The 12,700-nt window shown below is 57.2% G+C and carries 14 protein-coding genes and 2 tRNA genes; 6 read left to right on the top strand and 10 right to left on the bottom strand.

The genetic code is table 11. The annotated features are described in order from the left end of the window. Together Q1A59_RS17440 and Q1A59_RS17435 are read left to right on the top strand one after the other, a co-directional pair. A partial coding sequence (locus Q1A59_RS17440; protein WP_299645300.1) for a response regulator transcription factor occupies window positions 1–560 on the top strand: 560 nt, incomplete at its 5' end. Beyond that, a complete protein-coding gene (locus Q1A59_RS17435; RefSeq protein WP_298406841.1) occupies window positions 557–1,696 on the top strand; it encodes a cell wall metabolism sensor histidine kinase WalK in 1,140 nt (379 codons plus the stop codon). The genes Q1A59_RS17440 and Q1A59_RS17435, both read left to right, overlap by 4 nt. Here Q1A59_RS17435 and Q1A59_RS17430 read toward each other — a convergent pair. The 5 genes from Q1A59_RS17430 to Q1A59_RS17410 all read right to left on the bottom strand — a co-directional run bounded on the left by Q1A59_RS17430 (window position 1,676) and on the right by Q1A59_RS17410 (window position 5,758). Beyond that, window positions 1,676–2,353: a metal-dependent transcriptional regulator gene (locus Q1A59_RS17430; protein ID WP_298406843.1), complete on the bottom strand. Its 678-nt coding sequence runs from the start codon at window positions 2,351–2,353 to the stop codon at window positions 1,676–1,678. The genes Q1A59_RS17435 and Q1A59_RS17430 overlap by 21 nt on opposite strands. A 99-nt stretch (window positions 2,354–2,452) precedes the next feature. Next, window positions 2,453–2,815 carry an antibiotic biosynthesis monooxygenase gene (locus Q1A59_RS17425; RefSeq protein ID WP_298406846.1) on the bottom strand — a complete coding sequence of 121 codons (363 nt, stop codon included), beginning with the start codon at window positions 2,813–2,815 and terminating at the stop codon, window positions 2,453–2,455. A gap of 12 nt (window positions 2,816–2,827) precedes the next feature. After that, window positions 2,828–3,901: an iron ABC transporter permease gene (locus tag Q1A59_RS17420; RefSeq protein ID WP_298406849.1), complete on the bottom strand. Its 1,074-nt coding sequence runs from the start codon at window positions 3,899–3,901 to the stop codon at window positions 2,828–2,830. After that, the gene (locus Q1A59_RS17415; protein ID WP_298406852.1) at window positions 3,898–4,962 is read right to left on the bottom strand and encodes an ABC transporter substrate-binding protein; all 1,065 of its coding nucleotides are present in this window, start codon (window positions 4,960–4,962) and stop codon (window positions 3,898–3,900) included. Before Q1A59_RS17415 ends, Q1A59_RS17420 begins: the two co-directional genes overlap by 4 nt. Further along, complete coding sequence (locus Q1A59_RS17410) at window positions 4,943–5,758, bottom strand: heme ABC transporter ATP-binding protein (RefSeq protein WP_298406855.1); 816 nt, start codon at window positions 5,756–5,758, stop codon at window positions 4,943–4,945. Before Q1A59_RS17410 ends, Q1A59_RS17415 begins: the two co-directional genes overlap by 20 nt. Window positions 5,759–5,961: 203 nt before the next feature. Here Q1A59_RS17410 and Q1A59_RS17405 point away from each other — a divergent pair. From Q1A59_RS17405 to Q1A59_RS17395, 3 genes are all read left to right on the top strand, one after another. Then, window positions 5,962–6,038 (top strand) — tRNA-Ile (locus Q1A59_RS17405). Between the two features lie 50 nt (window positions 6,039–6,088). Next, window positions 6,089–6,164, top strand: a tRNA-Ala gene (locus Q1A59_RS17400). A gap of 79 nt (window positions 6,165–6,243) precedes the next feature. Further along, a complete protein-coding gene (locus tag Q1A59_RS17395) occupies window positions 6,244–6,471 on the top strand; it encodes an FGGY-family carbohydrate kinase (protein WP_298406858.1) in 228 nt (75 codons plus the stop codon). A gap of 197 nt (window positions 6,472–6,668) precedes the next feature. Here Q1A59_RS17395 and Q1A59_RS17390 read toward each other — a convergent pair whose 3' ends face one another. The 5 genes from Q1A59_RS17390 to Q1A59_RS17370 form a co-directional block, all read right to left on the bottom strand. Continuing rightward, the gene (locus tag Q1A59_RS17390) at window positions 6,669–8,162 is read right to left on the bottom strand and encodes a cryptochrome/photolyase family protein (RefSeq protein WP_298406862.1); all 1,494 of its coding nucleotides are present in this window, start codon (window positions 8,160–8,162) and stop codon (window positions 6,669–6,671) included. A 154-nt stretch (window positions 8,163–8,316) separates the two neighbouring features. Then, window positions 8,317–8,763 carry a hypothetical protein gene (locus Q1A59_RS17385; RefSeq protein ID WP_299645299.1) on the bottom strand — a complete coding sequence of 149 codons (447 nt, stop codon included), beginning with the start codon at window positions 8,761–8,763 and terminating at the stop codon, window positions 8,317–8,319. A gap of 343 nt (window positions 8,764–9,106) precedes the next feature. Beyond that, a complete protein-coding gene (locus Q1A59_RS17380; protein WP_299645298.1) occupies window positions 9,107–9,463 on the bottom strand; it encodes a nucleotidyltransferase family protein in 357 nt (118 codons plus the stop codon). Further along, entirely contained in the window at window positions 9,460–9,678 is a 219-nt protein-coding gene (locus Q1A59_RS17375) for a hypothetical protein (RefSeq protein WP_366144825.1), read from the bottom strand. Before Q1A59_RS17375 ends, Q1A59_RS17380 begins: the two co-directional genes overlap by 4 nt. 45 nt (window positions 9,679–9,723) lie before the next feature. Further along, a complete protein-coding gene (locus tag Q1A59_RS17370; RefSeq protein WP_298482063.1) occupies window positions 9,724–9,900 on the bottom strand; it encodes a hypothetical protein in 177 nt (58 codons plus the stop codon). A 207-nt stretch (window positions 9,901–10,107) separates the two neighbouring features. Here Q1A59_RS17370 and Q1A59_RS17365 point away from each other — a divergent pair, with 207 nt between their 5' ends. After that, entirely contained in the window at window positions 10,108–12,552 is a 2,445-nt protein-coding gene (locus Q1A59_RS17365) for a glycoside hydrolase family 31 protein (protein ID WP_299645297.1), read from the top strand. Window positions 12,553–12,700: the final 148 nt, after the last annotated feature.

Genomic DNA, 12,700 nt, shown 5'->3' with positions numbered 1-12,700 from the left:
ATCTGCAACCCGACCTGATCATTCTCGATCTCATGCTGCCAGAGCTTGATGGGTTAGAGGTGTGCCGGCAGGTGCGCTCGTTTTCACATTCCTACATCTTGATGCTAACTGCGAAGGCGGAAGAGATTGATCGGGTAGTCGGGCTAGAGGCTGGCGCTGACGATTATCTCGTGAAGCCTTTTTCGCCGCGCGAATTGGTTGCACGAGTGCGGGCCTTGCTTCGCCGTCCCCGCCATCTCAGTTGTGACGATGAGCAGTCGATCAGGTATGGCTCGCTCGTGATTGATCCAGTCGCGCGTATGGTCTGGCTTGATGGCAACCTCATCTCATTGACCCATCTCGAATACTCGCTATTGCGCGTCTTAGCCGCAGCGCCCGGGCGGGTCTTTTCGCGCGCTCAACTCCTCGACCGGGTGTGGGGCGGCGACTTCTTTGGTGATGATCACGTGGTGGAAGTACATATCGCCAATTTGCGCAAGAAGTTGGGTGATGATCCGGCCCAGCCCCGCTTTATTTTTACGGTGCGCAGTGTTGGTTATCGGTTTGGAGAGCGGCGATGAAAGGAGGGGTAGCGCGGGGCGGTTTGCGGCGGCGATTGTTCATTGCTCATCTACTGACGATTGCCGCTGGCGCGATCACACTGCTTGGCGTGATGCTGCTTTTGGCACCGGGACTGCATGACCGTCTGATGGTTGCGTGGCTGGGTCCGCATTGGGCTGCCACGGCTGATGACAGTATGATCGAGATGGAACGGGCGACGAACGCCATCTTCACGCAGGCGATGGTGCAGGCGTTGACGATCAGCAGTGGCGCAGCGATGGTAGTGGCGGTGGTGGTGAGCTTCGCGGCTTCACGGCGAGTCGCCCAACCGCTCGAACGGCTCGTCATCGCAGCGCGGCGGATTGCCGCCGGCCACTACCGCGAGCGCGTGCCAATACAAGGCGATTACGAGTTGGCCCAGCTAGCAGCGCAATTCAATACGATGGCCGCCACCCTTGAAAACGCAGAGCAGCGCCGAGTAGCCTTGATCGGCGATGTGGCCCACGAGTTGCGCACACCGCTGGCTACGATTGCCGGTTACGTTGAAGGGATGCTCGATGGCGTCGTCGAATCTGATGAAGGGACGTGGGTGTTGGTGCTTGATGAGGTCAATCGGCTGCGCCGATTAGTCGGCGATCTGCAAGAGCTATCGCGGGTAGAGTCGGGGCAGGTGGCGTTGAACCTCACTGCGGTTACACCGGCAGCGTTGAGTGCAGCAGCGGTGGCTCGTTTGGAAGCGCAATTTGCTGAAAAAGGGGTGACGCTACGCACGCAGGTCGCAGCCGATTTACCATTGGTGAGCGCCGATCCTGACCGAGTGCTGCAAGTATTGATCAACCTGCTCGGCAACGCTTTGCACTACACACCGGTCGGTGGTGAGGTGACAGTACAGGCAGTGCGGGTCGGTGATGCTGTGCAATGGTGTGTGCGCGATACCGGCATCGGTATTGCTGCCGAGCATCTGCCCCATCTCTTCGAGCGCTTCTACCGCGTGGATAAGGCGCGGATGCGTGCAACCGGTGGTGCTGGTATTGGCCTGACCATCTGCAAAGCGTTGGTCGAGCTGCACGGTGGGCAGATTTGGGGCGAAAGCGCCGGGTTGGGGCAGGGCGCAGCATTCTTCTTTACCGTACCACTATTCCACCACTACAAATAATGCTTCAGCCATTCGTTGCCCTAGAACGAGCGATCGTTGATTGAGTCGAACGACGTATCGGTGCAGCGGATCGGGCACGCGGATCAGTGTGCATCCCGGCAACACTTCGTGACTCCAGAGGCGTTGGAGGCGGTGCGGTGCGTGGCTGACCCATTCGGCAATACGAACGAGTCGACAGCGCTGACCAAACGGCGCGGTAGCTAGCCGTTGTTCGTTGACGAGTGGTGCGCTGCGTCCGGGGATCGGGTTGCCATGCGGGCACACTGTTGCGTGCCGTGTCAATTCGACCACCCTCTCAAAAAAATGTGGTGAGGCACTTGAGGCTAAACACATTGCTTCACGATGCACGAATATCCACGGTACACCAAGTGCATCGCAGAGAAACCGTTCAAGCAGGCGATGTCGGATTTGCAGATGGTGAGCCAGCAAGCAACCATTGGTCGTTAATGATAATGTTCCATCACCGGTTATAGTGACTAGATTGCGCTTATACAGACGTTGCAATCCTTGCAACTCGTGTGCGGAGGCCACCTGATCAGCCCGAAGAACAGCTTGATCTTCAGCCAAGTCGGCTAACGTCAATAGACAAGCTAGTTCAGTTGGTGTGCATTGCAAGGCAACGTTTGGTGGCAAAAATGATGTATATTGCGTCACCATATCATCAACTTCTCGCGTAAGGGCGCACCGTTGTGCGCCCTTATCCTATCGGTATACTCCTCTTCTCTTGATGGAGCGATCCTTTGAATTCACTCGTGCTTATCCGTGATGGACGTTAAATGGCTTGCCACGTGGCTCAACCGGTACATCAGGCCGGGTAGTATCCATGATGATCTCGTGCAGTTCAAGCTTATTGGGTGCGGTAAACGCCTCTTTGGGCAACGTACCTGAACGAGCGTGTCCCTGCCGGAACTCATCAGATCGCACCCAAGCCTCGAAATGGGCACGACTCTCCCATACGGTTAACACTATGTACGGATCGCCGGGATTGACCGGGCGAAGTAGTTGGTTACTGATAAAACCGGGCATTCGATCAACGAGGCGAGCGCGATTGCGGAAGGTCTCCTCGAACAGGTCAGCGTAATCAGGATGGACATAAATGCGATTAGCGGTCGTAATCATAACTCCTCCTTATCAACTTAATCCGTACTGTCGCCGCGTGCGTAGTATCAGAACTAGAAAGAAGGGACCACCGGCAAAGGCGGTGAATAGTCCGACCGGAATTTCGGCGGGAGCAGCCAAGGTACGCGCTAGCAAATCGGCCAATACTAATAGCATCGCCCCGCCGAGCGCACAGGCCGGAATCAACCAGCGATGGTCAGGACCAATAGCGAGCCGAACCATATGCGGTACAATCAGCCCAATGAACCCAATCGGGCCGACAAGAGCGACCGTGGTGCCGGTCGCTAGTGCAGCCATCAAGACGGCGGCGCGTTTGATCCATTCGATATTGACTCCTAGATGACGGGCCTCAGTCTCTCCCAAGGCAAACAAATTGAGGTAGAAACCCAAGCGTGGGGCAAGAGCCAATACGAACAAGATCAGCGGTGCTGCGGCTAGTACTGTTTCCCACAACGCGCCACCTAACCCGCCCAGTGTCCAGAAGACGATTGAACGTAGCTGGGCATCGTCGGCAAGATACGTTAGCAAACCAGTAGTTGCGCCAGCTAATGCATTCAAGGCCAATCCCACCAGCAACAACATTGCGACATCAGTTCGTCCGTGGCGGCGCGATAACTGATAGACGAGCAAGGTGGTTGCCGTACCAGCAAGGAAGGCGGCTATTGGCAAGGTATAGATGCCGATTACTGCCACCCCGCTCACAATGGTAAAGACCGCACCGAGCGCCGCCCCGCTGCTAATACCAATGAGGCCGGGATCGGCGAGTGGATTTCGAAAAATCCCCTGTAAAAGTGCGCCACTCACTGCCAATGCTGCACCAGCCAATCCACCTAACACAACCCGTGGCAAGCGAATATGCCAAAGCACAGCCATTTGTTGTGGGGTGAACGTTACATCCAAGTTGATGCCGACCTTGCTTAAGATAATAGCTAACGCTACTTCTGGAGGAATGGCGACGGCTCCAATGCCGACACCGAGCAAGAGCGCACCGAACAGAACTACTGCTAGGGTTATGATCAGCCAGCTTCGTCCGACGAATTTTGGAGCGATGACAGTTGTGCTGACCCGGCTATGCGTCTCTATCATGATCCCTCCGTCTGCACAACAGCATTGCGGAAAGCGGTAACTAAATCGGCCAATGCTTGCCCAGTGCGCGGACCCATGCCGTTCAGGTAGAGATCATCAAAATCGACCACACGCCGCTGCTGACCGGCGGGGGTATCGGCAAGACCCGGAATACTTAAGAGACCATCGATTCCACCCACCGACTCAAGGCCTTTAGTGAGAACCAAGATAATGTCAGGCTGAGCAGCAATCACAACTTCTGCACTGAGCGGTGCATAGTTGACGATGCCAACCTCGGTGGCAGCGTTGATACCCCCAGCGGCGGTAATCATCGCATCAATAGCAGTGTTCGCACCGGCTACCTGTTGTACATCGGTGCCGCGCAAATAGAGGAAGAGGACACGTGGTTGGCGCGGTAGAGTACTAGCTTCGGCGCGTGCTCGTGCAATCTCAGCCTCAACCTGACCGGCCAATTCGTAGCCCCGTTGTGGAATGCCAAGGGCACGGGCAACAAAAATGATCTTTTGGGCGGGTGATTCGAGTGTAGGCGGACTAGCAGTGAGTGCAATCGGTACACCGGCTGCGCGTACTTGGGCTAACGCTTCTGGCGGCCCGGCAAATTCATTACCAATAACCAGAGTCGGATCCAGTGACAGAATACCTTCCGCATTGAGCCGGCGCTGATAGCCAACACTTGGCAAGGCCTTCGTCTTCTCGGCGGGATATGTGGCGCTTATATCGACGCCAACTACAGAATCGCCCATACCGAGTGTGAAAATGATTTCTGTTATATCACCGGATAGACTCACAATCCGATCAATCGACTCGATGACTACTGTCTCACCCTGATAATCAGTTACGGTTGCGGGTAGGATGGGTGTTACAGTGGTTGATGCGGCAGCCGGTTCTGGAACGTTTGTTGGCGCTGGAACTGCCGTGGGAGCCGTTGTAGCAGCCGGTTCTGGAACGTTTGTTGGTGCTGGAGCCGCTGTCGGGCCCGTTGCAGTGGAATTCGTGCCGCAGGCGGCGAGCAACGCTAGCGAGGTCAGAAAAACGAGCAGTTTAGCGAACTTTGGCAACATGGGTCGATGCACTCCTTGTGTGATCTTCCGGTAAACTAAGCACAAGTGGCGTAGCCGCACGTGGGTGTGGTTGTACTGTGATTGGTACACCGTACACGTCGCTTAGCAAATCAGCTCGTAACACGTCCCACGGCGATCCAATCGCGTGCAGACGGCCTTGATGCATTACCCCAATCCGGTCAGCGTAGAGTGCTGCCAGATTGACATCGTGCAGGACGATCAAGGCGGCACCACCCTGATCGGCTGCGCGACGAGCTAGTTGCAAGATGCGATGCTGATGACGCAGATCAAGTGCCGCTGTCGGTTCATCGAGCAACAGGATAGGTGTCGTCTGAGCCAAGACTCGCGCCATCTGCACCCGAGCCTGTTCACCTCCGGAAAGTGTTGGCAGGGGCCGGGTAGCGAATGATGTGGTTTCAGTTTGTGCCAATGCCTCCTCTACAATCGCAAGATCACGTTTACTTTCCGCTTGCCCGCGTAGGTGTGGTGCACGGCCCATAAGCGCTACTTCTAATGCGGTAAAGGGAAAGGTTACGATAATTTGCTGGCGTAATACAGCGCGTCGTTGGGCCTGTGCCAATGCCGACATCCGATTGAGGTTATGGCGTTCAAGCCAAATCTCACCAGTGGTCGGCGATAAGTCGCCGGCTAGCAAGCTTAGGAGCGTGCTCTTGCCAGCGCCGTTAGGTCCAACGAGTATCACTACCTCGCCAGCAGAGAGCGAGAGGGAAACCGACTGCACCAACCATCGACCGTCGGTGCGATAACCAATCTCATGAGCGACCAGCAGTTCCATAGGAGTTGTATCTCTCCTGAAGTGTACTAAGCGACGTGGTTAGAATATACTAATTCAATCATTTTGTCAACCTTAAACTTTGAAAACTACCACCCCGCATCCCGGCCCGCTCCCTAGCGGAGAGCGGGGCAGGGCGTTTACTCCATTCGCTTCGCCAAACTTGACATACCTTCTCGCCTGTGCTATACTTCTTCGCGTTGCGAGGGCGTATAGCTCAGCCGGTTAGAGCGCGATCCTGATAAGATCGAGGTCGGTGGTTCGAGTCCACCTACGCCCACCAACACCGAGAGAATAGAGAATGAGCGACCATTCTCTATTCTCTCTTGTTTTGGGGCGATAGCTCAGTTGGTAGAGCATCTGCTTTGCACGCAGAAGGTCAGGGGTTCGAATCCCCTTCGCTCCACCAATCACCTCCTCCCCTCCTGCTGTGCGGGCGGGCCGTAGCAAAGCTGCGGCCCGCTTGTGTTTTTGGGCGAAGTGATGGTATGTCTCAGCCGGGCGGCAGCCAAAACGCGCTGCTCTGCCAATTAACCGCCAATGCTTGCCGGCGTCCGGTGGTGGCCGGCCCTACCGAAGGTACGGCATTGGGCAATATTCTGGTGCAAGCGATTGCGATGGGCTATCTGCCCGATCTGGCGACCGCACGGCAAGTGGCCGCCGCTTCGGTCACGCAGCAACGCTACGAACCGCAGGCGGCAAATCTGTCGCCCTAGTCTCCATTGTGTGCTATCGGGTGTATGACGGACTGCGGCGGTTAAACAACTGCACACTAAGCAGCATTATCGCTTCCCAGTCTCTGTTCACCAGTAGGATGGGTTGCTAAGGTAAGGCGTGTGAACGTGCTTAACTAGCGATTGAGGCAGTTTGACTTCCGCACGCTAGGTATGGATGTTGCTGCCGAATTTCCCGACTACAACTCCGCCATCCGTTCCAATAGCTCGTGTGCCTGCGCCACAATCGCCTCGCGCTCGGTAACGCTGAGCCGGCTGAGACCCAACACTGCCGGGCCAAGCCGTGGATTAGCGCGCAGGCGCGCTTCGTGCGTGATGAGAAAGTTCCAGTAGAGCGTGTTGAACGGGCAGGCGCGCGGCCCGACCCGCGCTTTGCGGTCGTAGAAACATCCCTTGCAGTAGTCGCTCATCTTGTCGATGTAAGTGGCGCTGGCAATATACGGCTTCGTCGCCGTGCGTCCGCCGTCGGCGTTCAACCCCATCCCAATCACATTCGGGGTTACGACCCACTCATAAGCGTCAACATAACATTCGAGAAACCAGTTGTTGACCGCTTGCGGGCGAATACCGGCTAGCAGCGCAAAATTGCAGAGTACCATTAATCGTTCGATATGATGGCAGTACCCGCTGCGCAATACGCGACCGATCACGCAGTTCAGGCAACGCATGCGGGTTTGGCCCGTCCAGTACCATTCCGGCAATGGTCGCTCTGCCTCCCACGCATTGGCCTGCAATAGGTCGGGCATCAGTTCCCAATAACGGTAGTAGATATATTCGCGCCAGCCAATAATTTGGCGTACAAAGCCTTCAACGGAAGCAAGCGGTGCGTGGCCGCGTTGATAGGCGTCAACCGCTGCTTGCGCCGTTTCTAGCGGATCAAGCAGGCCAATGTTGAGCAAGGGCGAGAGGTGGGAATGGAAGAGCAGCTCGTGCTCGCTACTCATCGCATCTTCAAACGGGCCGAAGTCTGGTAACCGATGGGTTATGAAATCGTCGAGCGCGGCTAATGCCTGTGCCCGCGTTACCGGTAGATCAAACTCGTCAGCCGAGCCAATTGCGTTCGGGCAAGCAATCGCGAGATCAGCGATGGTTTGGCGCGTGATTGCATCGGGAGCGAAGCGCGCTGCTGGTGGCACTGGCCGACCGTCGTAGCGGCGGCGGTTTTCATGGTCGAGGTTCCATACGCCGCCGGTTGGTTCGCCGTCCGGTTCGATCAATAAGCCGGTCTGCCGGCGCATTGCCCGGTAAAACGGCTCCATCAGCCCCGGTGGGCGAGCGGGTGGATAGCGTTCGACCAAAAAGAGGGTGTTGGGCAAGATGGTGACGGCAATGCCGAGTTCGGCTGCCAGACTCTGTTGGAACTGGCGAGTGGTGTATTCAGCAGCAGCAACGCAGATGAGGTGGCGAATGCCAAACGTGGCGACGTGCTCGCGTAGACCACTGAGAAAATCCGATGCGGTGCGCAGATCGACCTCGTAGCCGGCGGCGCGCAATTCGGCGGCATAGTGGCGCATGGCGCTGATAATCAGCACGAGTTTGCGGCGGTGGTAAGGGCGTTGGTTAAGGCGGGCTAACGACTCGATCAGTACGACCCGGCGGCCTGTAGCTAAAGCGGGGTGATTTGGGCTGAGCTGATCGCCGAGAATCCAGACCGATTCAGAGAGAGGTGTCATAAGCGGTCGGTTGAGTGGGTAGCATCAAGACGAAGAGGTGGTAAAGGCGCAGAGGATGATAAATGCCAAGGGACAAAGGACGCCAAGTAGCGCAAGGGTTGGATCATAAACCTCTGTGTCCTCTGCAGTAAAAAGATGGCCACAGTCTTTTGTGCTACTGGCGGAAAAGCCGGTCGAGTGCAGCGTTCCACGCCTTCATCCGTTCCGGGTCGCCACCAACGTCGGGGTGATGGAGCCGGGCCATCGCTTTGCGGATCGCGTTCACTTCGTCTTCGCTAATGTGACCAGCCAACGAACTAATATCAATCGTCGCACTGGGGCGTGGTTCTTCGTGGAGCGAGGCTTCGAGCCGTTGGGCGCGGGCGCGCCACATATCGCGCTCGTGGCAGAGGAGCGTATTTTCGCGCATCGTCTCGGTGAGCGTTTCGACCATCTTGGCATGGGCGCGCTGCGCTTCTTGCGCGGCGGCCATAGTCTTTTCTAGTTGGCGGCGCAGCGAACGGATCAACGCTTGCGCTTCAGCTAATTCGCGGCGCAAGCGTTCTAGCTCGCGTTGGGTGCAGCCGTTGCTGGTTGGTGTCAACTCATCCGAGGTTAACACGCCCGACTCCTCATACCTGTTTGACTTCTCTGTCTCTAGTATAGCGCAATTTGCAATTGCGCTAGGGCAGCGTCGATGTAACTATTATACTGCATAAACCAATCGATAACTTTTGCTAGGGCCGGATTGTTGTCATTGCGCAGGTTCATCGCGATATGTCCCCCAAAAACGCGGTAAGGGTCGCGGGGCCTTGCCGCCGCGACCCTTCATACACATGTGGCAACGGCCACTTGCCGGTGGCCGTAGGGGGATTATGGGGAGCAACAGTGAGGATTGGGAGGATACATGTCGAGCGATGTCTGTTGCTCCATCGCTCGACCTGTGAAAAGTATAGCAAGCAAGGTTACGGTTGGGTATCCGCCTTAAGACTGATTTGCGAACGTTCCTGCACGACGACGTATGCGTGCTCGATCTCGCGCCGGAACGAGTCTGGAATGCGCGCCCAATCCATTACGTCTACCCGAATAGGAAGATCGCTCTCGATAAATGCCTCGATCAGATCAGATATCCGCTCGCACGGTTGCAGAAGGTCGCGCGGGTTTCGCACCACGAGATCGAGATCGCTCGCAGCATACGCGCCGCCGGTCACTCGGCTGCCATATGCCCATACGTCGTAATCGGGCACATATTGGTGAAGAATGGCGCACACTTTGGTCAAATAACGCTCCGGCAAATCAAGATGATATTGCACACGTATCATTCTTCCTCTTCAAGCATTGTGCCGGTGCGCAATCGCTTGGCCAAGGCCCGCGCGTCACGAATGAAATCCGGCAAGATCGCGAGTGTTGCTTGGACGAAATCTTCGCCGTGGTTATGGGCGGTGTGGTTGCGGTTGGCGCGATAGGCAAACCAACGCTCGACTTCCGCGATTGAGAGCAGGCTGTGTTGAGCGGCGAAGCGCGACAGCTCTTTCACTGGTGTTGCGTCGAGTTTGCGGCTGCTATGACCAAAGTCGCGCAATCACCGCCGGAGCAGCTTGAACGAGACCTCTTGCGCTAGCTCGCAGCCTTTGATGATGGCGAGCCGGAAAATCTCTTCCTCAACTGCATCTCGTTCAGCTACTGCCTGTTGATAGTGAGCTAGCGCCGATTCGAGAGCGCGTAGCGTGTTGTCGAGATGTTCGGTGTTAATGGCCATGGTTAGCCTTTTTTGGCGCAGGCTGGTCTGTCGATCACTGTCACATATTTAGCGCTTAGCCAGCGTTGGTGGCGGCGCGATAGCTCTGTTTGCCAATATTATACCCCCCTTGTATTCATTGGGCCGGTATGTTCCCAATACCTGCCTTGCGCCGCTATGCTACAATCGGATGTTGATGCCGTTGTTGTGAACTGTGAGGAGTCTGCCATGACGCAAGCCCCGGCGCGGGTGGGGTTGACTGACACCCGCTATTTTATGCCGCTGTCTCGCCTCGGAGCAGTGCAGCTCATTGAGCGCGGTGTGCTCGCGGCGCTCGACCACGAGTGGTTGCGGGTTGAGTTTATCCGTGATGATATTGTGCGGTTCAAGATCAGTCGCGGCGGCAGTTTTGACGAACATCCAACCTACGCGGTCTGCGCTGATTTGAACGCAGCGCCGGTGCCGTCTTTTACGGTGACGGAAACCGATGCCACTGTCGTGCTTCGACATGCGCGCCTTGAGGTGGTGATTGGGCGCAATCCGTTGACGCTGACGGTTCGTCGTAGCGATGGCAGTCTGGTGTTGGCGACTGCGCTCGGTCACGATGGGTTGCCGTGGGCGTATGCCACGCTGAATGATGCCTTCGCCTTTCACCGTGTCTGCGCGCGCGAAGATGCCTTCTTGGGGTTGGGTGAAAAGACGGGCCGGCTGAATCGCAAGGGACGCGATTTTATTCTGTGGAACAACGACGTGCTCAGTCCGCAAGGGGAGGCCGAATTCGCTGCCGGGCGCGATCCATCCGATCCGCGCACAAAAAATACCAGCACCGAGTTCGACCCCTATTACGTCTCGATCCCCTTCTTCTACCATCTTGACGAGCAGGGCAACGCGGCTGGCTTTTTCCTTGACAACAGCTATCGCCTGCACGTTGATTTTTCTCCTGCCGAAACCTACGGTATCTGCGCGTTGGGTGGCCAATACACCGAATACGTCTTCGCCGGGCCGCAGATGGCCGAGATTCTGGAAGGGTTTACGTGGTTGACCGGGCGGCTGGCGCCGCCGCCGATCTGGGCTTTGGGCTATCACCAGTGTCGCTGGCATCGCTACAGCCAAGCGGAGGTGCTTGCCTTGGCTGCGCGCTATCGCGAGCGCGGCATTCCCTGCGACGCGCTCTGGCTCGATATTGAACACATGGACGGCTACCGCGTCTTTACGTGGAACCGGGAGCTGTTTCCGGATCCGGCGGCGCTGGCGGCTCAGTTGGGCGAGCAGGGGTTTCGCTTGATCACTATCGTCGATCCGGGGGTGAAGGTCGATCCGCAGTTTGCGCTCTACGAAGAAGGGCGGGCCAACGATCTCTTTTGCCGCACGGCCAGCGGTGATCGCTACATCGGGCAGGTATGGCCGGGCCGTACCGCCTTCCCCGATTTCGTCAAGCCAGAGACGCGGGCGTGGTGGGGGAAGCTCACCGCCGAGCATGCGCGTTTGGGTATTGCCGGTATCTGGAACGACATGAACGAGCCGGCTACCGGTGATATTCCGCCCTACGCGATGCGCTTCAACGGCGGGCGCGAGCCACACGAGCGTTATCATAACCAATACGCGCTGTTGATGGCAATGGCGACGGTTGAGGGGCTGGCGGAAGCGTTTCCTAATCAGCGCACATTCGTGTTATCGCGGGCCGGCTTCGCCGGTATCCAGCGCTATGCCGCTAACTGGATGGGTGACAACTGCGCGCGCTGGGATCATCTCTGGCTGAGTATGCCGATGGCGATGGGGATGGGGCTATCGGGGCAGGCATTTGTCGGCGCCGACATTGGCGGTTTTGCCGGTGATACCCAACCCGAACTGTTTGCCCGTTGGATGCAGTGCGCGGCGCTGACCGCTTTCTGCCGTAATCACAGCGCCTACGGCCATATTGACCAATACGCTTGGTCGTTTGGCCCGGCGATCGAGCGGATTGCCCGCGACGCGATCGTCTTGCGCTATCGCTTGCTGCCCTACCTCGCTACCGCCTTTATGCGCGCCGTTGAAATCGGCGAACCAGTGCAGCAGCCACTCGTGTTTGCCTACCAGACTGACCGGCTGACCCGCGAGATTGACGACCAATTTCTTGTGGGGCGCGATCTGCTGGTCGCGCCGGTCTACGCGCCACAGGCAACCGCGCGCCAGCTCTATTTGCCGGCGGGGGAGTGGTACGATTGGCAGAGCGACACATGGCATGCCGGCGAGCAATTTATTGTTACCGCAGCCCCGCTCGACCGCATCCCGCTGTTTGCCCGCGCCGGCGCGGTGATTCCGCTCTGGCCGGAAGCGCCGGTCTCGACGATGGGGTATTATCCGCCGACTATCGAACTGCACCTCTTTGTGCCGCAGCGCGATGGCGTCTACACGTCAGAGCTGCATGAAGACGATGGCCTCACCTTCGATTTCCGGCATGGCGCGTACTACCGCACCACCTTCTGGGTCGAACGGCGCGGACAGCAGCTCTTGCTGCGCGCTGCTGTGGACGGTCATGGTTTTGCCGCCTTTACCCGCGAGACGTTCACGCTGGTGATTCATGGTGCGCAGCCGGCAACGGTCACGATTGATGGTGTGGCCCACCCGCTGACCAATGGCCGGGTAACGTTTGCCAATCGTGGGCAGGGGTTTGTGGCGGTGTGCGCGATCTAAATTGATCTGCGGGTTGCCTACGCTAGAGTATAGCGGAGACAACCCGCAGGTGGGATAATTCTGTGTATGGTGTGTGCTACCATGGTGGGCAGATTGGCTAACGTTACAATGACCATAGTCTCCTGCGCGGTATGTTGCAGAATCGGCT

Origin of the sequence: uncultured Chloroflexus sp. (genome assembly GCF_937951745.1) — a bacterium.
GTDB lineage: Bacteria > Chloroflexota > Chloroflexia > Chloroflexales > Chloroflexaceae > Chloroflexus.
Note: the sequence above shows the minus strand (reverse complement) of the source record. Positions and strands in the feature narration are given on the sequence as shown.